General features: G+C 68.9%; 17 protein-coding genes and 3 pseudogenes. 15 read left to right on the top strand and 5 right to left on the bottom strand.

The annotated features are described in order from the left end of the window. Positions 1-45: 45 nt before the first annotated feature. From AB0435_RS13300 to AB0435_RS13265, 8 genes and pseudogenes are all read left to right on the top strand, one after another. Complete coding sequence (locus tag AB0435_RS13300; RefSeq protein WP_366005474.1) at positions 46-1,050, top strand: TauD/TfdA family dioxygenase; 1,005 nt, start codon at positions 46-48, stop codon at positions 1,048-1,050. Continuing rightward, the gene (gene sbnB / locus AB0435_RS13295) at positions 1,047-2,090 is read left to right on the top strand and encodes a 2,3-diaminopropionate biosynthesis protein SbnB (RefSeq protein ID WP_366426978.1); all 1,044 of its coding nucleotides are present in this window, start codon (positions 1,047-1,049) and stop codon (positions 2,088-2,090) included. Before AB0435_RS13300 ends, sbnB begins: the two co-directional genes overlap by 4 nt. Continuing rightward, positions 2,087-3,106 carry a 2,3-diaminopropionate biosynthesis protein SbnA gene (sbnA, locus tag AB0435_RS13290; protein ID WP_366005476.1) on the top strand — a complete coding sequence of 340 codons (1,020 nt, stop codon included), beginning with the start codon at positions 2,087-2,089 and terminating at the stop codon, positions 3,104-3,106. The genes sbnB and sbnA overlap by 4 nt, the downstream gene beginning before the upstream one ends. Positions 3,107-3,237: 131 nt before the next feature. Further along, a pseudogene (locus tag AB0435_RS13285) lies at positions 3,238-3,600 on the top strand (transposase); the annotation flags it as partial. Between the two features lie 177 nt (positions 3,601-3,777). Beyond that, positions 3,778-4,164 (top strand): hypothetical protein, encoded by a 387-nt coding sequence (locus AB0435_RS13280; RefSeq protein ID WP_366005477.1) that lies wholly within the window; start codon positions 3,778-3,780, stop codon positions 4,162-4,164. A 5-nt stretch (positions 4,165-4,169) separates the two neighbouring features. After that, positions 4,170-4,748: a TetR/AcrR family transcriptional regulator gene (locus tag AB0435_RS13275; protein WP_366005478.1), complete on the top strand. Its 579-nt coding sequence runs from the start codon at positions 4,170-4,172 to the stop codon at positions 4,746-4,748. A gap of 3 nt (positions 4,749-4,751) precedes the next feature. After that, positions 4,752-4,898 (top strand): annotated as a pseudogene (locus AB0435_RS13270) (transposase); the annotation flags it as partial. Positions 4,899-4,969: 71 nt separating this feature from the next. Next, positions 4,970-5,467 carry a hypothetical protein gene (locus AB0435_RS13265; protein ID WP_366426977.1) on the top strand — a complete coding sequence of 166 codons (498 nt, stop codon included), beginning with the start codon at positions 4,970-4,972 and terminating at the stop codon, positions 5,465-5,467. A gap of 18 nt (positions 5,468-5,485) precedes the next feature. On the opposite strand, the gene AB0435_RS13260 is transcribed toward AB0435_RS13265, so the two are convergent. After that, positions 5,486-6,619, bottom strand: coding sequence for an IS630 family transposase (locus tag AB0435_RS13260; RefSeq protein WP_366426976.1), 1,134 nt, complete (start codon positions 6,617-6,619; stop codon positions 5,486-5,488). Between the two features lie 499 nt (positions 6,620-7,118). Between AB0435_RS13260 and AB0435_RS13255 the strand changes: the two genes are divergently transcribed. Next, positions 7,119-7,664 (top strand): hypothetical protein, encoded by a 546-nt coding sequence (locus tag AB0435_RS13255; protein WP_366008117.1) that lies wholly within the window; start codon positions 7,119-7,121, stop codon positions 7,662-7,664. A 574-nt stretch (positions 7,665-8,238) separates the two neighbouring features. Here AB0435_RS13255 and AB0435_RS13250 read toward each other — a convergent pair. Next, positions 8,239-9,081, bottom strand: a complete 843-nt coding sequence (locus tag AB0435_RS13250; protein WP_366426975.1) for an NAD(P)H-binding protein — start codon at positions 9,079-9,081, stop codon at positions 8,239-8,241. Positions 9,082-9,173: 92 nt separating this feature from the next. Between AB0435_RS13250 and AB0435_RS13245 the strand changes: the two genes are divergently transcribed. Further along, positions 9,174-9,545: a helix-turn-helix domain-containing protein gene (locus tag AB0435_RS13245; protein WP_366008115.1), complete on the top strand. Its 372-nt coding sequence runs from the start codon at positions 9,174-9,176 to the stop codon at positions 9,543-9,545. A gap of 253 nt (positions 9,546-9,798) precedes the next feature. On the opposite strand, the gene AB0435_RS13240 is transcribed toward AB0435_RS13245, so the two are convergent. Then, the gene (locus AB0435_RS13240; protein WP_366426974.1) at positions 9,799-10,599 is read right to left on the bottom strand and encodes a GNAT family N-acetyltransferase; all 801 of its coding nucleotides are present in this window, start codon (positions 10,597-10,599) and stop codon (positions 9,799-9,801) included. A 203-nt stretch (positions 10,600-10,802) separates the two neighbouring features. Then, complete coding sequence (locus AB0435_RS13235) at positions 10,803-11,615, bottom strand: SDR family NAD(P)-dependent oxidoreductase (RefSeq protein WP_366008113.1); 813 nt, start codon at positions 11,613-11,615, stop codon at positions 10,803-10,805. A 346-nt stretch (positions 11,616-11,961) separates the two neighbouring features. Here AB0435_RS13235 and AB0435_RS13230 point away from each other — a divergent pair. Then, positions 11,962-12,239 (top strand): annotated as a pseudogene (locus AB0435_RS13230) (amino acid permease); the annotation flags it as partial. Positions 12,240-12,429: 190 nt separating this feature from the next. Beyond that, positions 12,430-12,876, top strand: a complete 447-nt coding sequence (locus AB0435_RS13225) for a hypothetical protein (protein WP_366008112.1) — start codon at positions 12,430-12,432, stop codon at positions 12,874-12,876. A 566-nt stretch (positions 12,877-13,442) separates the two neighbouring features. Here the strand turns inward: AB0435_RS13225 and AB0435_RS13220 are convergent. After that, positions 13,443-14,231, bottom strand: coding sequence for a LysR substrate-binding domain-containing protein (locus tag AB0435_RS13220; RefSeq protein WP_366008118.1), 789 nt, complete (start codon positions 14,229-14,231; stop codon positions 13,443-13,445). A gap of 365 nt (positions 14,232-14,596) precedes the next feature. Between AB0435_RS13220 and AB0435_RS13215 the strand changes: the two genes are divergently transcribed. The 3 genes from AB0435_RS13215 to AB0435_RS13205 all read left to right on the top strand — a co-directional run bounded on the left by AB0435_RS13215 (position 14,597) and on the right by AB0435_RS13205 (position 17,019). Continuing rightward, positions 14,597-14,779, top strand: a complete 183-nt coding sequence (locus tag AB0435_RS13215) for a hypothetical protein (protein WP_366008111.1) — start codon at positions 14,597-14,599, stop codon at positions 14,777-14,779. Between the two features lie 13 nt (positions 14,780-14,792). After that, complete coding sequence (locus AB0435_RS13210; protein ID WP_366426973.1) at positions 14,793-16,184, top strand: amidase; 1,392 nt, start codon at positions 14,793-14,795, stop codon at positions 16,182-16,184. A gap of 253 nt (positions 16,185-16,437) precedes the next feature. Then, positions 16,438-17,019: a TetR/AcrR family transcriptional regulator gene (locus AB0435_RS13205; RefSeq protein ID WP_366426972.1), complete on the top strand. Its 582-nt coding sequence runs from the start codon at positions 16,438-16,440 to the stop codon at positions 17,017-17,019. Positions 17,020-17,128: the final 109 nt, after the last annotated feature.

The following is a 17,128-nucleotide window of genomic DNA, read 5'->3' as shown; positions in this document are numbered from 1 at the left end:
ACAGCCACCAAGGATCACCACCACCGCAGCGGAAAGGACACGCTGATGGCATCGTCATCCCCGGCGCCCCTGCCCGACGTGGAATCGCGCGTCGCCGGACCTCCTGTACTACAAACCGACGCCTCCGACGCCCCATGGGCATGGGCGGCCGAACACCGGGACACGGTGCGCGCCGCCGTCGCCGAGCACGGCGCCCTGCTCGTCCGCGGCCTCGGCCTGCGCGACACTGCCGGGACCGCTGCCGTCTTCCGGGAGCTGACCACGGGCCTGATGAGCGAGAAGGAGGCCTTCGCGCCCCGGCGGACCCACTCCCACGGCGTCCACTCCTCGACGAAGTGGCCGCAGCACCAACAGATGTGCATGCACCACGAGATGAGCTACCGGCTGGACTTCCCCGGCCTCATGCTCTTCGCCTGCCTCACCGCGCCCGCCGAGGGCGGCGCCACCGCCGTGGCCGACGCGCCGACGGTGCTCGACGCGCTCCCCACCGAACTGGTCGACCGGTTCGAGCGGGAGGGCTGGATACTCACCCGCACCTACAACGACGAGATCGGCGCGTCGTACGCGCAAGCGTTCGGCACCCAGGACCGTCGTGCCGTCGAGGAGTACTGCCACGCCCACGCGATCGCGTTCGAGTGGCAGCCCGACGGCGGACTGCGCACCAGACAACGCCGCAGCGCCGTGGTGCGCCACCCCGCCACCGGCCGGCGCTGCTGGTTCAACCAGGTCGCGTTCCTCAGCGAGTGGACGATGGACGCCGAGGTCCGCGAGTACCTGCTGGACATCCACGGAGCCGACGCGCTGCCGTTCAACACCCGCTTCGGCAACGGTGACCCGATCGGCGAGGACGTGGTGCAACTGCTCAACTCCGTCTACGAGACCCACACCGCACGCGAACCATGGCAGGACGGCGACCTGATGCTCGTCGACAACATCCGTACCGCACACAGCAGGGAGCCGTACGAGGGGCCGCGCGAGGTCGTCGTCGGGCTGGCCGACCCCGTACGCCTGGCCGACTGCTGCCCGACCATCGAGGTGACCACCCCATGACGACCACGTCGCGGCAGATCACCGTGCCGCCGTTCGCGGTGATCTCCGGCGCGCAGGTCCAACGCGCCCTCCACGGACGCGAGAAGCAGATCACGGACCTGATCGAAGCCACCTACCGACTGCACGGCGCCGGTGACTCGGTCAACCCACCGTCCTACTTCCTGCGATTCCCCGACCGCCCCTCGTCCCGGATCATCGCGCTCCCCGCCTCGCTCGGCGGCCCCGCACGCGTGGACGGAATGAAGTGGATCTCCAGCTTCCCGCAGAACGTGGCAGCCGGCGTACCGAGAGCCTCGGCGGTGCTGATCCTCAACGACCACGACACCGGCTACCCGTTCGCCTGCCTGGAGAGCTCCGTCATCAGCGCCAGCAGGACAGCCGCCTCGGCCGCGCTGGCAGCCGACCGGCTCAGCCGCGGCCGGCCCCGCCCGACCCGCGTCGGCTTCTTCGGGACGGGCCTGATCGCCCGCTACATCCACACGTTCCTCGCCGGCACGGACTGGTCGTTCGACCGGATCGGCGTGCACGACCTCTCCCCCGAGAGCGCGGCCGGCTTCCGCACCTACCTGGAACAGTCGGGCACCACCGCGGGGATCACCGTGCACGACCACGCCGAACAGCTCGTCCGGAACAGCGACCTGATCGTCTTCGCCACCATCGCCGGACAGCCGCACGTCACCGACCTGTCGTGGTTCGACCACAACCCCCTGGTACTGCACATCTCCCTGCGCGACCTCGCACCGGAGATCCTGCTCGCCTCGGCCAACATCCTCGACGACGTCGAGCACTGCCTCAAGGCCGACACCTCACCGCACCTGGCCGAACAGCTCACCGGCGGACGGGACTTCGTGCACGGCACACTGGACGACGTGATGTGCGGCAGGACGAAGGTACCCACGGGGCGGCCGGTGATCTTCTCACCCTTCGGTCTCGGGGTACTGGACCTCGCGGTCGGCAAGTACGTCTACGACGCGATCGCCGATTCCGGGGAACTCCACATCATCGACGGCTTCTTCCACGAACTGCGCAGGTACGGATGAACCCCCAGGGCACCGCCGCGGAGGAGAGAGCAACCGCGCGGATCATCACCGCCCCCACGGACTTCAACGAAGAACAGCTCTACGTCGACCTGCGCCCGATCCTGAACCACTCGCTCTTCCTCAAGTGCGAGGGCTTCAACTTCGCCGGCTCCATCAAACTCAAGGCCGCGAGCGCGATGGTGGAGGCCGCCGAGCGCAACGGCGCCCTCACACCGGCATCGGTCCTGGTCGAATCCTCGTCCGGAAACCTGGGCGTGGCACTGAGCCTGATCTCCGCGAGCAAGGGCTACCGCTTCCTGTGCGTGACCGACGCCCGCTGCAACCTCTCGACCAGACGGCTGATGGAAGCCCTGGGCAGCCAGGTGCACACCATCACGGAACCGACGGCCAACGGCGGCTTCCTGGGCGCGCGCCTGGACTACCTCCGCACGCTCTGCGCCTCCGACGACCGCTACGTCTGGCTCAACCAGTACACCAACCCCGCCAACTGGCAAGCCCACTACCTCACCACAGCACCGGCCATCGCCCGCGACTTCCCACGCATGGACGTGCTCTTCGTGGGCACGGGCACCACCGGCACCCTCATGGGATGCGCACGCTACTTCCGCGAGCTGCACCGCCCGGTACAGGTCGTCGCGGTCGACAGCGTCGGCTCCGTCACCTTCGGCGGACTACCCGCGCGACGGCTGATCCCCGGCCTGGGCACCAGCGTACGCCCGGCCATCCTCGACGAGTCCTACGTGGACGAAGTGATCCGCGTCGAGGAAGCGGACACCATCCGCACCTGCCACCGCCTGGCCAGACACGGCTTCCTCTTCGGCGGCTCCACAGGCACCGTTGTCAGCGGCGCACTGGAATGGCTCGACAAGCACGACGCCGACGGCCTCACCGCGGTCGCCATCGCCCCCGACCTCGGCGAGCGATACCTCGACACGATCTACCAGACCAACTGGGTACAGAACCTCTACGGCGAACACGCACTCGACAAGGAAAGGCTCGCCGCCGACCTGCGGTGAACACGACGAGAGCGGTCGGCCACGGTGTCGAACCGTGGCCGACGACCGTCCGACACCCCTGACCGGACCGATGTATGGGCGCCAGCGACGAACAACGCCCCGGGCCTGCCGGGCGTCGGCGAAGTTGGCCACAGACGCTCGGCCGGACCACACCGAAGATCCGTACTCGCAAGGCGGCGGACCACTGGACCTGGCTCCTGGTCGTCGCCCACACCCAGCTCCGCCTCGCCCGGCCGCCGACCACCGATCTCCGTCGGCCCTGGGAGAAGCCGGCCAAGCCCGAACACCTCACCCCGGCCCGTGTCCGGCGGGGGTTCAGGAACATCCGCGCCCACTTGCTCTGCCCGGCCCGTGTTCCTCAACCGACCGGAACCGGACCCGGACGCCCTCTCGGCTCCAAGAACCGGCGGCCCGCCACCCGCTACGACGTCGGTAAAACCGTCAAACGCCCCGAGACCCTCAAGGCCATCGGCAGACTCGGCGGATCCTGGTAGATGAAGGACAAGTTGCTCTATATCTCCGGCTGTTACTCAGAGCGGTGAGGGTGGTTTCGTGTCCGGCGGCTCCGGACCCGAACCCTTCTCCGCCCGGTTCCCCGGCGCTTCCCCGCTCTCCACGCCACTCGCCACCCCGGATCGACATCTGTTATCCGATGGGATAAATTTATCCGCATGGATAATGAGCTCTACAGGCGTGTGCGCGCCTTATTCGTCGCCGTCCTGGTCGTCTCGGTCGCCACGCTCGGCGCGGCGGCGCTCGTCGGCGGCAACGCCGCCGTGTGGGTCCGTGGCGTCATCGCCGTCGCGATCTCCGCCCTGCTCATCACGCTCGCCGGGCGGGCCTTCCGCGGCAGCCGCGCCGCCTATCTGCGCATGCGGGTGATGTCCGCCGTCGCTCCGATGGCCATCCTGGTCATCGTCGCGCTACCGCACGACGGCTTCCCGGTGTGGGTGAAGGTGGAGCAGTCCGTCATCGGTCTCCTGCTGGCCGCGTCGGCGGTCATGCTGGGCCGCAAGGATGTCCGCCGGGCCTACCCCAAGACCGGACGAGGGGCGTGACGAGCATGACCACCCGTCAGGCCTCCACTGCAGCCCGCAGGGAGCAGATCACCCGTGCCGCGATCGCCCTGCTGGCCGACCGCGGCCTGCAGGGCGCCACCTTCGACGCCATCTGCACGGAGGCCGGGCTCAGCAGCAAGCGCCTGATCACGTACCACTTCTCCAGCAAGGACGAGCTGTTCGCCGCCGTCGCCGACCGGATCGTCGCCGACGCCGAAACCTTCATGCGGCCCGGCCTCGACGCGGCGACCGGTCACCGCGAACTGCTCGCCGCCGCCATCCGCGCGAACGTGGGATTCATCGCCGGCCACCCGCAGCAGACGCGGGCGCTCCAGCAACTCCTCTTCAACGGCGGCCTGGGCCACTACGAACGGCACCACACCGAAGCGCTGGACCGGCTGGCCCGCATGCTCGCCGACGGGCAGCGCGCGGGCGCCTTCCGCCCCTTCGATCCCCGGGTCATGGCCGCAGCACTGCGGGCCTCACTCGACGCCGCGACCCCACTGCTGTCCACCGGACTCGATCCCGACGCGTGCGCGAACGAACTCGTCGAACTCTTCGACCGCGCCGTACGGCCCGAATGAGCCGCCCACACCCAGCTCCGACCCACCCGGTCTCCCGCCGAAGACCTCCGACCCCTGGGAGAAACCCGCCGGGCCCAACCAGCTGACGCCTGCCCGGATCCGGCGGGGTTCAGGAACATGCGCGCCCACCTGCTCTGCCCAGCCCGTGTCTGTCCGATGGATCGGCACCCCTTCGCCACGGCATTGGGCTGGGCGGCTGCCGTCATGAAACCCTGCACCGCATGAACATTATGGACGTCCTTATACCCTTCGCCCGGACTGGCCGCATCGCCACGGCACGCGTAGGCGCCCAGCTCAACGATGTCACTGAGGAGTTGGGGCCTCCCTGGGCGCACGGCTCCTCGACCGGAGCCGATGGACTGCCGTATCTGTACGCGTACGGCAGTCTGGAGATCGCCACCTGCCAAGCCCACTGTCAGGTGATCGAGTCGATCGTCGTCCAGACGGACTGGGCCACGATGGAATGGCCGTCACAGAAGCCGGGCCGACTGGAGAGGTTCCCCGGTTATCCCGCCTACGGCGAAGTCCTGCGGACGCTGGACGAGGCCGGATGCCCTTGGGAGAGCTACGAGCCGCTGACCCTTGACGGCCAGTGCGCGATCCGCGTCCCCGCCTCGGACGTGATCTTCGTCTTCACCACCGAGGACGAGGACAGAGAAGAACCCATGCTCTGCAGCGTGTCAGTGGCCAACCGCCACCCCCACACCTGCGGTGAATAGCCAGATGCTAGTGCCGTATCAGGCAACGTTTGCCCTGTCGACGACGGTGCGTAGGCGTCGGTCGTCGGCGTGATGGTTTCGCCAGATGATGTAGCGGCGGATCATGCTGCCCTGTTCCCTGTGGCTGGCGTGGTCGGTGCCGTCGAGGGTGAAGTAGCGCAGGGCGGTGAACTGGGCCTCGATGCGGTTGAGCCAGGAGCTGTTGGTGGGGGTGTAGGCGATCTCGACGTTGTTCGCCGCCGCCCAGGTGCCGACCCGCTGGCACCTCTTCGTTGTCAGGTGCGGGGAGAAGTTGTCGCAGACGATCGCGATGCGGACCTGGGGCGGGTAGAGGCTGCGCAGGTAACGGCAGAACTCCAGGAACTGGGTGCGCTTCTTGACCGGCTTGATGTGGCCGTAGAGCTTGTCTTTTGCCAGGTCCAGGGCGGCGAACAGGTGCCGTACTCCGCCGTAGCGGTTGTAGGTCGCCCGCCGTCTGCGGCGCGGTCCGCGATCGGGGTCCTTGTGCTTGCCTGCGCGTTCGGCCCACTGCCGGCCCGGGTGGGGCATCAGGTTGAGCGGCCCGAACTCGTCTGTGCGGAAGACGACTTCGGGCTCGCCCTCCTCGGGTATGACCTCGCCGTCGGCGATCGCGTAGAGGTGTTCGACGCGGGCCTTCTTGGCCGCGTAGTCGGGGTCGCGGGAGGTCTTCCAGGTCTTCAGGCGTTGAAACGAGACGCCTTCCTCGCGGAGCAGGATGCGCAGGCCCTCGTGGCTGATGTCGTCGATCACCCCCTCGGCGACCAGGAAGTCCGCCAGCTTGGTCAGACTCCAGGTCGAGAACGGCAGGTCGTGTTCGGTCGGCTTGGACTTCGCGATCTTCTTGATCTCGCGCCGCTCGGGCAGAGTGAAGGTCTTCGGCCGGCCGCCCTTGTACTTCGGGTACAGGGAGTCGAAGCCGTCGGTGTTGAAGTTGTGGATCACGTCCCGGACCCGGTCATCGCTGGTGAACGTCACTTCGGCGATCTTCGCCACCGCCATGCCCTGGGCGGACAGCAGGACCATCTGGGCTCGCCGCCAGGTCACCACCGACCCGGTGCCCCTGCGGATGATCCGCAGCAGCCGCCTGCCCTCGTCATCGTCGATCTCGCGTACACGTACTCGCTCTGCCACCCGGACAGGGTGACCGCCACGCGCCGCCCAGCACAGCACCGGGACGGCGTGTCACATCACAACAGGGCAAACATTGCCTGATACGGCACTAGGTATAAAACTGCCGTCCGGCAGTTTTATACCTAGACCTCGCACAGCTGTGGCCGCGAATCGGCGGGTGTCGCCACCGCACGGTCGGCAACCAGCCGCACCAACGCACTTGTCGCGCAGGTCTCTCACTCATCGGGCGTCTCTGTTTTGATCGGCAGATCCGTCGTTGTCTAGACGCACTCCCGCAATCGGCGGGCGGCCAAGGGCCGTGATCACGGGCTTGACGTGCAAGAACAGGCAGAACTGGGATGTGGAGCCGCGTGCTCGCACTTCCTTGGGGATCAGCCGGACACCTTGGCAAGGTGGTGTTCATGCCAAAGAATCCAGGGGTGAGTGCGCGGAGCTGAGCGCCCTGGCGCACCGTCAGACATTGAGGATGGGATTGCCCATGAAGCTCAGGACTCGATCCGTGGCAGCAGCCGCAGTCACCACGACCGCGCTGGCAGCCTCCCTGGTCATCGCCGCGCCCGCCCAGGCCGACACCTACCAGATCGGTGTGCAGGTCAAGAACCAGCACACCGGCAAGTGCCTGGACAGCAACAACCACGGCGACGTATACGTCATCAATTGCAACGGCGGCGCCTTCCAGAAGTGGAACGTCACTTCTTGGGCCTCCGACGTCGATCATTACTACAGCCGCGTCCAGCTCAAGGACGTTGCGACCAACAGGTGCCTCTACCTCAACTACAACAGCAACGGCTTCTCCACCCACACGGCTTCCTGTGCCATGGAGAAGCTGGGCGACGAATGGAACCTGACCTGGGTCGGCAACTCCAACCCGAACCCGAACAGCTTCCAGTTTGCCGCCCGCACCGACAGCAGCGGGAATCCGGCCTACGGCCCGTACCGCTGCCTGGATGCCGGGCAGTCCAACGTGGTCTACCCACTGCCGAAGTCGACCGTGACCTGCGACAACCACCAAAATAATTGGCAGATCTGGAGCATGTTGAAGTAGCGGTCATCAAAAGGTCATCGGTGGACTGCGTCGTGTTCGTGGCTCGGCTGGGTGTGGGCCGCTGAGGCCGAGGCGCCAGTCATTGCTACGTGTCAAGATGCCGCTGCCCCGGGGGCATTCGAAGTCGCAGGCGCCGACGAGATTGAAACCGAGGCGATTGACATAGGGCGTTCGATGGGGCGGTTGTCGACGGAGGGGTTTCGATGGCGGCACGAGTGGCGCCAGCACCGTCCACTCCGCATCGGACAGATCTGTCGAATACGCACGCCGTGCCCCGGCATCCTGCCCCCCATCAGCACAGGCACTACCAACTCGCCTGCCCTGAACGGGGCTTCCCCGACACTCACTAGGCGTGACCCTATTGCTAAGCGCTCCGCACTGTCAGAGCGTGGCGGTACAGAGCACGAGCAAAGAGCACCGTGAGCATGCGGTGCCGATGGCGGCCACGGCAAACTGGCCACCGGGAGTGTTCAGTCCCGGTCCATAGCGCCAGCGCTGCCTTCGGATCAGGTTCCTCGATCGTCAGCAGTGGATCGCCGGGCACGCCGGGCAGTTCCAGCGACGCCGACCGGACTCAGCGGAACGCGGCGACATTGCGGGCGGCCCAGTCGGCGAAGGGACGTGGGGCGCGGTCGAGGACCCGCTGCAGGTCCGGGCTGACGCGCACCTCGGCCGGGGTCGGGGAGCCGAGGATGTCCAGGGTGTCCTCGGCGAGTTCCACCGGCATGCTCTGGGCCATGGCCGCCTTGGCCTCGTCGCGGGTGAGGTCGTGGAACCGCACTGGCGAGCCCAGCGTGGCGGCGATGGCATCTGCCTGCTGGCGCGGCGTGATCACCTCCGGGCCGGTCAGTTCGTACACCCCGCCGGTGGTGTGCCGGTCGTCCAACAGGCAGGCCGCCGCGACCTCGGCGATGTCCGCCGGGTCGATGATCGGCACCCCGACGTCGCCGAAGGGCGCGGCGACAACCCGCCGCGTGCGGACGGATTCGGCCCACCACAGCGCGTTTGAGGCGAAGCCGCCCGGCCGCAGGATGGCCCAGTCCAGGCCGGAGTCCCGCAGTGCGTCCTCCACCCCGCGCAGCGCGATCCGCGTCGGGCCGAAGGGCCTGGTCGCCACGCCCTGCGAGGAGAGCAGGACAACTCGCCGGACCCCGCCGGCCGCGGCTTGGCCGATGACGTCGGCCGGGTGGGCCCCGGCGGCATGCATGTCTCCGGACAGCAGCAGGAACAGCGCCGTCGCCCCGGCCAACGCGGGCTCAAGGCTGGTCGGTTCGGCCAAGTCGGCCACCACGTGGCGGACACCGTCCGGCACGGCCGCCTCGTGCCGCGACACCGCCGTCACCTGCCGGCCCGCCTCGGCCAGCGCCCGCGTCAGCGGCCGGCCCACATTCCCGGTAGCCCCGGTCACCACGATCATGAACAGCTCCTTGTCCGATGTCCTCTGTGGTCTTCACGCTAGGAGCCGGGACTAACTTCTGGTAAGTACATACCTTGACGTAAGCTCGGCACATGGTGGTAGGCGCGCAGGACAGGCAGGCCGAGGCAGGGCAACGGTATGAGGTGTTTCACACCGACTGCCCGGCGCGCGATGTGGTCGACCATGCGACCAGCAGGTGGGGCATCTGGGTGTTGATCTCCTTGCGGAGCAATGACCTCCGGTTCTACGAGCTGCGCGAGAGCATCCAGGGCATCAGCGAGAAGATGCTCGCTCAGACCCTGCGCGCGCTGGTCCAGGACGGCCTGGTCTGGCGGGAGGTCGAACCGACGACGCCGCCCCAGGTCACCTACGGACTGACCGAGTTCGGCCGGGAGGTCGGCGAGCCGCTGACGGAGCTGTTCGACCGGATCACACAGCGGCTGTCACCACCCAGCGCGGGATAGCTCGGTGGTGGCCGGCCACGAAGGCGGGAGCGCCCGCGTTCTCCGTGATTCGCTGGAAGGACGAGCGCGTCGGCCGGTCGATTTCAATCCCGCGCGTACCGGCTGACGGTTCACTCCGAGTGCGGTCACGATCCGTATGCAGCCACACCGAGTCCCCCTGCTCGGGAAGCTGACGATCGCGAAGCATCCACCGACACGGACTTGACCCGGCCGTGAACGGCCGGGCTTGGACGTGGTGCCCAACTGGCTGCGCCTACGGGGCGGCTGCCACCTGGGACCTGGGCTGGAGCGCCGACGGCGCTCCGACCGCGTAGTGGACGTACTCGTGGATCAGGTGGAAGCCGGTCTTCGCGGCGAGGCCGCGGCTGGGGTGATTGTCGCGGGAGCAGGTCCAGCTCGGCGCGCTCCCCCGGGCGGTGATGTCCGCGCACAGTGCGCGTACGCACGCGGTGGCCAGGCCCCGGCCGCGCTCGGTGGGGAGGGTGGCGACGGCGATGTCCTCGTAGCGGCTGCCGGAGAAGTGCACGCAGGCGAGGGAGAGTAGACGCCCTTCGCGGAAGGCGCCCCAGCCGCGGCCGGATGCCGTGAGGCCTGCGGGGCCGCCCCAGCTGGCGCCGAGCCAGGCGAGGTCCGGGCCGAGGGCCCGGACGGCGGGGGTGTCCCTGGGGGTGAGACGGCGCACGGTCGGCCGAGGGGCGCGGGGTACGGCGGGAGCCGGGTCACGGTGCACCCAGATCATGCGCTCCCAAGGGATGATCCGTTCGAACGCGGCGCCGAGGACGGGCAGGAAGCGGTCCGGTGCGACGACGTACGTGTGGGCCAGCGGCGCGAGGTCGGCGGGATCCGTCGCGCGCGGGTCGCCGGCCAGGACGGTGTAACCACCGCACGAGACCGCCGCGGCCCAGGGCTCGAAGGGGTGGTCGGCCCACCAAGTCCCGTTTCCCGTACGCCCCGCGTGCTCGGGCAGCGCCCCCAGGCCGGGACGGCCGGCAGGGAACCAGGGCGCCCACGGCCCGACGGCCGGGACTGCACGACGAGAGTTCTCGATCGACATCTACCGCTCCAGGATGCGCGCGGGAAGCGGGCGGTACGGCACCATGATCGCGCCGTACCGCCCTCCGACGCTGGTGCCCTGCCGTCAGCTGCAGGCCTTGCTGCCGTGGTTGGCCTTCTTCTTGCGGCGGGACCGCTTCTTACGGGCGCGCTTGGACACTGGTGTCCTCCCTTCTTCGTACGGGGAGTTACAGGGGGCGGGTTTCAAGCGGACTGGGCGACCAGCTGGTCGGCGAGCCTGCTCAGGCGGCGCACCGTGCGGTCCTCCATCGCGACCGGGGCGGCCGGGGAGAGCGCGGTGCGGTCGTAGTAGGCGCCGGGGACGAGCTGGGTCGCGGGGTCGCACAGGCGCACGACGCGCTCGGCGCCTTCGGTGGCGGAGTCGCCCTCGTGGGCGTACATCGGCAGCAGGGCGGTGTCGCAGACGCCGGGGTGCACGCTGACGGAGGTCCAGGGCGCCTGCTCGCGGGCGAAGATCGTCAGGGCGAGCTGGGACTGGGCGTAGGCGGCCAGGCGGGAGTAGCGCTTGGCGCGGTGCGGGTCGTTCCATGCGATGGACGCGGTGCGGTGCATGGAGGACGACACGTTGACCACGCGGGCGCCGGGGCGGGCGCCGAGCGGGCCGGAGAGCTCGTGGGTGAGGAGGTAGGCGGCGAGGAAGTTGACCTGGAGGGAGATCTCGTTGCCGTCGGCGGTCATGGTGCGTCGTTCGGGCGCGACGACGGCGGCGTTGTTGACCAGGACGTCGAGGACGGGGTGCTCCTCGGCTACGCGGGCGCCCATGGCCCGTACCTCCTCCAGCCGGGAGAAGTCCGCGACGACCAGGCGCAGCCGCAGGGTGTCGGCGCCGGCCGCCACGAGACGGGCGATGGCGTCGTCGCCTGACGCCTGGTCCGGGGCGTGGACGATGACCGTGTTCCCTTGGTCGGCGAGCAGCCGGGCGGTCTCCCAGCCGATGCCGGAGGTGGCACCGGTGACCAGCACGGTCCGGGAGGCGAACGAAACGGCAGAAGACATGAGGAATCCACTCCGGGTATGAGCGAGGGCGGCAGCACTCCGCCGATTGGCGGGACTGCCGTGCGAGCGAAAGCGGCACTGTCGGCGGCGCGCGCCGCCTGGGGCCACTGCGATAAGTGAGGACTACCGGGCTACACGTGGAGCGCAGCCGTGGCGTCGGTGAAGCGGATGCGTCTAGCGCACCGGAAGTGAACAGCGCGCAGAGCCGGGCAGCGCCGTATGAGGCGGCCGGTCGTCGTGGCGCAGATTGCTGTTCACAAGGAGCATTCAAGGAGGCCGGGCCGCCGGGTTCAAGCGACGTGCCACATCCCTGACGCCGCCCTGACACACCGCCGGGTGCCCGCCGATGGCAGTGGTGGTCCTCTCGTACCACCAGGTGGTGAACTCCTACCCCAGTGACGGCGGCTCTACGAGGTCGCCTCGACGAACCTCGGCGCCTCAGCCGGTCTGGTGGTCGCCGCCTCACTGCTGGTCGACTACGTGGTGACGGTAGTGGTCTCGGTTACCTCGGGCGTGGACAACATCATCTTGGCGGTGCCAACGCTCGCGGACGACCGGGTACTGATGGCGATCTCCTTCGTCGCTCTGCTCACGGGGGCGAACCTGCGCGGCGTGCGCGAGAGTCTGACCGTCAGCGCCGCCTCCGCCGGCCCGCCCGGGCCGGATTTCGCATCTGCGATCGATCGATCCGCGCCGTAATGGATGTGGCGATTTCCGACCGTGCGGTGCGGCGCAGGTGGCGCCAAGGTGGCGTGTGTCACTTCCGACGTTTCGTCGGCGGTGCAGCGGACCGCGAGAGAGGAAGTCCTGTCGCATGACTCCCGTTCCGGTACGGCCCGGTATCTACAAGATCCATGCCCACATCATCGGCCCCACCTCCCTGGTGACGGCGACGGAGTACGCCATCAAGTACGGCGCGCCTGTCATCACCGACCGGCTGAACCCCTTGCCGATCGAGCAGGAGTGGCTCATCGAGCCGTTCACGCCCGAGCCGAACGCGCCGTATGTGATCCGTCTCGCCCAGCACGACACCGCGGGCCTGATCGTTCCCGAGGACAAGCTCTTCGTGAACAGCGTCAAGCGCGAGGAGCTGGCCAAGTTCCACTTCGAGCGTGTCATCGGCGGGTTGAAGATCCTGACGGAGAATGAACTCGCCCTGCGCGCCGGGCACCGCGGTGCGCAGATCACGGTGGTCAAGCCCTCGCCGGAGTTCCAGGAGACCTGGACCCTGGAGTTCATCAGCCCGCCGAACGAGGACTGACGCGTCCGAGCGCTGGGCGGCCGGGTGCACCGGCCGCCCTTTCGCGCGTCCTGGTCAGGAGAGCCGGGCCACGGCTTCCTGAACCGTCAGCTCCTGCTCCTGTACCCGGATGCGGATCGGCTTCGGCTTGACGACGACATCGGGCAGCTCACGGGCGTGTCCGAATCCTTGGACCGGCGCTCCACCGAGGTGACGGCGGCCTGGCCGGCGTTCTGACGCGGGTTCAGCTGTCGCGGCTGACAAGAACACCATCCGCTTCGTAGCCAGCAGCCAGGCGGCCGGCATGGAGAGTGCTGGCGCCTGAAGTGGAGTTCGTCGAACGTTCCGGTTCGAGCCCAGTCACGCACGCCGATCCGTTCGCGGCCACCTCCGCGCAGACCTTCACGCACCCGCCCTTCAAGTTCCGGATCTGAACGCGGCGTTCGCGCGCCTGACCGCAGTGTGCGGTGCCGGGTCGGTGTCGCCGCCCGCACCCGGAGCGACCGAAGGTATGCGGTACGCGTACGTCACCGACCCGGAAGGCAACCTCCTCGAGCTGATCGAAACAGCACGGGGCTGACCTAGCGTCAAGAAATCTCAGCTGTCCCGGAGTTGAGGGCCGCCGCGCGCAAGGCAGCTGCCACACGAGCCACCGGATCGGTCGGCTTCTGGGGAAGGTGGGCGAGAAACAGGCGCCGTTGTTCCTGGGGGCTGCCGCGGACGGGCAGGATGCGGACCCCTTGCGGTGCGGCGGAAGCGAGCGCTGCGGGCACCTTGGTCAATCCACAGCCCGCAGTGACCAGTTGGAGCATGGCGAGCCAGTCGCGGGCGGTGTGGGCGATCTCGGGACGCTCGTCCAGCCCTGCCCGCACCCCCATCAGCCGGTCCACGCCCGAGGCGGGACCTGCGATCCAGCGCTGCCCGCGCAAGTCGGCCACGTCCACGAAGTCGCCACGGGCGAGCGGATGCGTCGTGGGCACCGCCAGACACAGGGCGCGTTCGGTGAGGGTCCGCAGAGCGAACGGGGGCGACCCGGCGTCCGGCGACCGGAACGGCGGCGCCGACGCGAGCAGGGCCAGGTCGAGACTGCCGGCGCGCAGGGCGCGCACAAGCACCGGCGCGCCGCCCTCCCGGCCGACGACCTGAATGCCGGGGTCCGCATGACGCAGAGCGGTCAGGGCGCAGGGAACCAGGACGGCACCGGAGCTGGGCAGCCAGCCGAGGCGCACCGTCGCGGCCTGCCCGGGCAGGCCGGACAGCTCTCGCGCGGTGGCATCGATCGCGGCGATCTGCCGGGACACCGTCGACTGCGTATAGCCAAGGGACGCGGCAGCCCCTTCCTCGCCCAGAACGTATTTCGCCTGGGACGTCTCCAGTGGGTCATGGAGACGTCAATGCCGAAGACTCCGGCCGGTCATGGCAGGCATGAAACGCAACGAGTTGATCCACGGATGCCTGGAGATCGGGCCCGCCCGGTTCGGGAAGGGGCCGCCGGAAGGGCCCGGCCACGGGCACCTCGTCGGCGGCCTACCTCACTCGCGGTGCCAGTGCGGTCGGCTTGGCCGGGGTCCGTACGCGAACGCGCCAACTCGGGACACAGGGCATGGGGAGCGTGACCCCCTCGCGCTAAATGCAATGCGTTTGCTTTAAGTTACCGCAGGCCCTACAGTCACCTAACGCAAACATTTAGCTTTTGCCGAACGAGGGCTTGCGCCACTTCAGCTGATCAGGAGACAGATCCGTGTCCGCCGATGAACTCACTCCCCCGGAAGCGGCCCGCTGGGCTGCCCGTACCGGACTCCCGTTGCCAGCCGACCGTCACGACGCGGTCGCGGCCACCGCCAACCACATCCATTCCGTCATCGCCGTCCTGCGGGAACTCGACTTCGGGGACACCCCACCCGCATTCGCCTACCGCGCATGAGAGGAGAAGCACCATGCAGCCGTTCGAACTGTCTCTGACCGCAGCCGCTGACGCGATCCAGGCCCGGCAGCTCTCCCCCGTCGAGCTGGTGGACTCCGTGCTCGACCGCATCGAGAAGGTGGAACCGCACCTTCAGGCCTACGTCGCCGTCATGGCCGAACAGGCCCGCCGGGAAGCCCGCGAGGCCGCGGACGAGGCCTCAGGCGGCCACCTCCGGAGTCCGCTGCACGGCATCCCCATGGGGCTGAAAGACCTGATCAACGTCGCCGGTGTGGCGACGTCAGCCAGCTCCAGGGTTCGCGCGGGCCACCGCGCAGAGGCCGACAGCACCGTCGCCGCGCGCCTGTCGGCAGCCGGTGCGGTCCTCTTGGGCAAGACCCACACCCATGAGTTCGCCTACGGTCTGACCACCCCGCAGACCAACAACGCCTGGAACCGCGACCGGATCGCGGGTGGCTCCAGCGGCGGGTCCGCTGTCGCCGTCGCCGCGGGCGCCGCGACCTTCGGCCTGGGCACCGACACCGGCGGGTCCATCCGGGTGCCCGCCGCGCTCAACGGGGTTGTCGGCCTCAAGCCGACCTACGGCCTCGTTCCCCGCCCGGGCGTCACGTCACTGTCCTGGTCGCTGGACCACGTCGGCCCGATCACCCGGACCGTGGAGGACGCGGCCCTGGTCCTTTCCGTCCTCGCAGGCCACGACCCCCGCGATCCCGCCTCGCTGGTCGCGCCCCGGGCGGACTACCGGCCGGGGGCGGGTGCGGACCTGGCCGGGCTGCGCGTCGGCGTGCCGCGCAACTACTACTTCGACCACGTCGACGCAGAGGTGGAAGCCACCGTGCGGCACGCCATCGACCAGCTTCAGGCCCTCGGCGCGCAGCTCGTCGAGGTGGAGATTCCGATGACGCGCTACATCCAGGCCACCCAGTGGGGCCTGATGGTGCCGGAGGCCACGGCCTACCACGAGCAGACCCTGCGCACAGTTCCCGAGCTGTACCAGGCGGACGTCCGCATCCTCCTCGAAGCCGGTCAACTCATGCCCGCCGGGGACTACTTGCACGCTCAACGCTCCCGCACCCTCATGCGCCAGGCCTGGGCCGGCCTGCTGGACGAGGTTGACGTCATCGCCGCCCCCTCGGTCCCGGCCACCGCGGTGGCGGCCGACGAGGAGGTGATCACCTGGCCCGACGGGACGGTCGAGAACGTCTCCGACGCGTACGTACGCCTCTCGGCCCCGGCCAACATCACCGGCGTGCCGTCCCTGTCCGTCCCGGTCGGCCTCGACGCGGCGGGCCTGCCGGTAGGCATGCAACTGCTCGGCCGCCCCCTCGGGGAAAGCGTGCTGCTGCGGGTCGGTCACGCCTACGAGCAGACCCAGCCGGCCCGCGAACTCGCGCCGGTGGCCTGAGCAGGAGCACGGGCCCGGGCGGAGCGATCCCGCCGGGCCCGTTCCCCGATCCTGTTCGACTCCGCTCGGGGTCGACTTCTCACGACGCGTGGCCGGAGACGGCTCTGGAGCGGGGGCCCGCGGCGGCCCGCGGCCGGGCGGGCCGTGCGGCCGCGGCAGCACGGTCGGCGGAATGGCGGAATCGAAGGCGGCTCGTTTCAGAGGTACGCATCCACACCCTCTAGACGCAACAATTTTGCTTTAAGCTGGTGTCATGAGCCGCCAGATGGTACGCCCCGGCGGGCGCAGCGCCCGAGTCCAGGCATCAGTGCACGCCGCCGTCCGCGAACTCGCGTCGGAGGTGGGCCGGGACGCCCTGACCGTACCGATGGTCGCCCAGCGCGCGGGCGTAACCCCGTCGACGATCTACCGCCGCTGGGGAGACCTGCAGGAACTGATGTCGGACGTGGCGGTCGAGCGCCTGCGCCCCGACACGGCGCCCAAGGACATCGGTGACCTGGCGTCCAGCCTGACCGCCTGGGCCGAGCAGTTCTTCGACGAGATGGCCTCCCCCGCAGGCCGCGCCTACATCCGCGACGCCCTGCTCGGCGACCCGGACGGCAGCAACGCCGGCCGGTGCTCCGCCTATGCCGCCGAGCAGATCGACATCATCCTCACCCGCGCAACCGAGCGCGGTGAGAACACACCCGGCACCGAAACGGTCATCGACCACGTCGTCGCCCCCCTGATGTACCGCATCCTCTTCCGCCCGGACGAACTCGACGCCTCCTACGCCCGCGGACTCGTGGCAACCGTGGTGGCCCCCTCACGCACGGACTCACCCCCTACGGCCTGACCGGCAACCGGGACTCGGCCCTCTCCCGCATCACCGCCGCCCACCCCGGTATCCGCAAGGCGTGGGTTGATGTCGGCTACCGCACCACCGCCATCGACCACAGCACCCG

Origin of the sequence: Streptomyces sp. NPDC051173 (genome assembly GCF_040689515.1) — a bacterium.
Classification (GTDB): Bacteria; Actinomycetota; Actinomycetes; order Streptomycetales; family Streptomycetaceae; genus Streptomyces.
This window is presented reverse-complemented; position numbering and strand designations above follow the sequence as displayed.

Coding starts and splice junctions, on each gene's coding strand:
- AB0435_RS13245 (WP_366008115.1), top strand. CDS start 9,174: ATGGTGGTAGGCGCGCAGGACAGGCAGGCCGAGGCAGGGCAACGGTAT.
- sbnB (WP_366426978.1), top strand. CDS start 1,047: ATGACGACCACGTCGCGGCAGATCACCGTGCCGCCGTTCGCGGTGATC.
- sbnA (WP_366005476.1), top strand. CDS start 2,087: ATGAACCCCCAGGGCACCGCCGCGGAGGAGAGAGCAACCGCGCGGATC.
- AB0435_RS13240 (WP_366426974.1), bottom strand. CDS start 10,599: ATGTCGATCGAGAACTCTCGTCGTGCAGTCCCGGCCGTCGGGCCGTGG.
- AB0435_RS13225 (WP_366008112.1), top strand. CDS start 12,430: ATGACTCCCGTTCCGGTACGGCCCGGTATCTACAAGATCCATGCCCAC.
- AB0435_RS13300 (WP_366005474.1), top strand. CDS start 46: ATGGCATCGTCATCCCCGGCGCCCCTGCCCGACGTGGAATCGCGCGTC.
- AB0435_RS13265 (WP_366426977.1), top strand. CDS start 4,970: ATGAACATTATGGACGTCCTTATACCCTTCGCCCGGACTGGCCGCATC.
- AB0435_RS13280 (WP_366005477.1), top strand. CDS start 3,778: ATGGATAATGAGCTCTACAGGCGTGTGCGCGCCTTATTCGTCGCCGTC.
- AB0435_RS13275 (WP_366005478.1), top strand. CDS start 4,170: ATGACCACCCGTCAGGCCTCCACTGCAGCCCGCAGGGAGCAGATCACC.
- AB0435_RS13210 (WP_366426973.1), top strand. CDS start 14,793: ATGCAGCCGTTCGAACTGTCTCTGACCGCAGCCGCTGACGCGATCCAG.
- AB0435_RS13205 (WP_366426972.1), top strand. CDS start 16,438: ATGAGCCGCCAGATGGTACGCCCCGGCGGGCGCAGCGCCCGAGTCCAG.
- AB0435_RS13235 (WP_366008113.1), bottom strand. CDS start 11,615: ATGTCTTCTGCCGTTTCGTTCGCCTCCCGGACCGTGCTGGTCACCGGT.
- AB0435_RS13250 (WP_366426975.1), bottom strand. CDS start 9,081: ATGATCGTGGTGACCGGGGCTACCGGGAATGTGGGCCGGCCGCTGACG.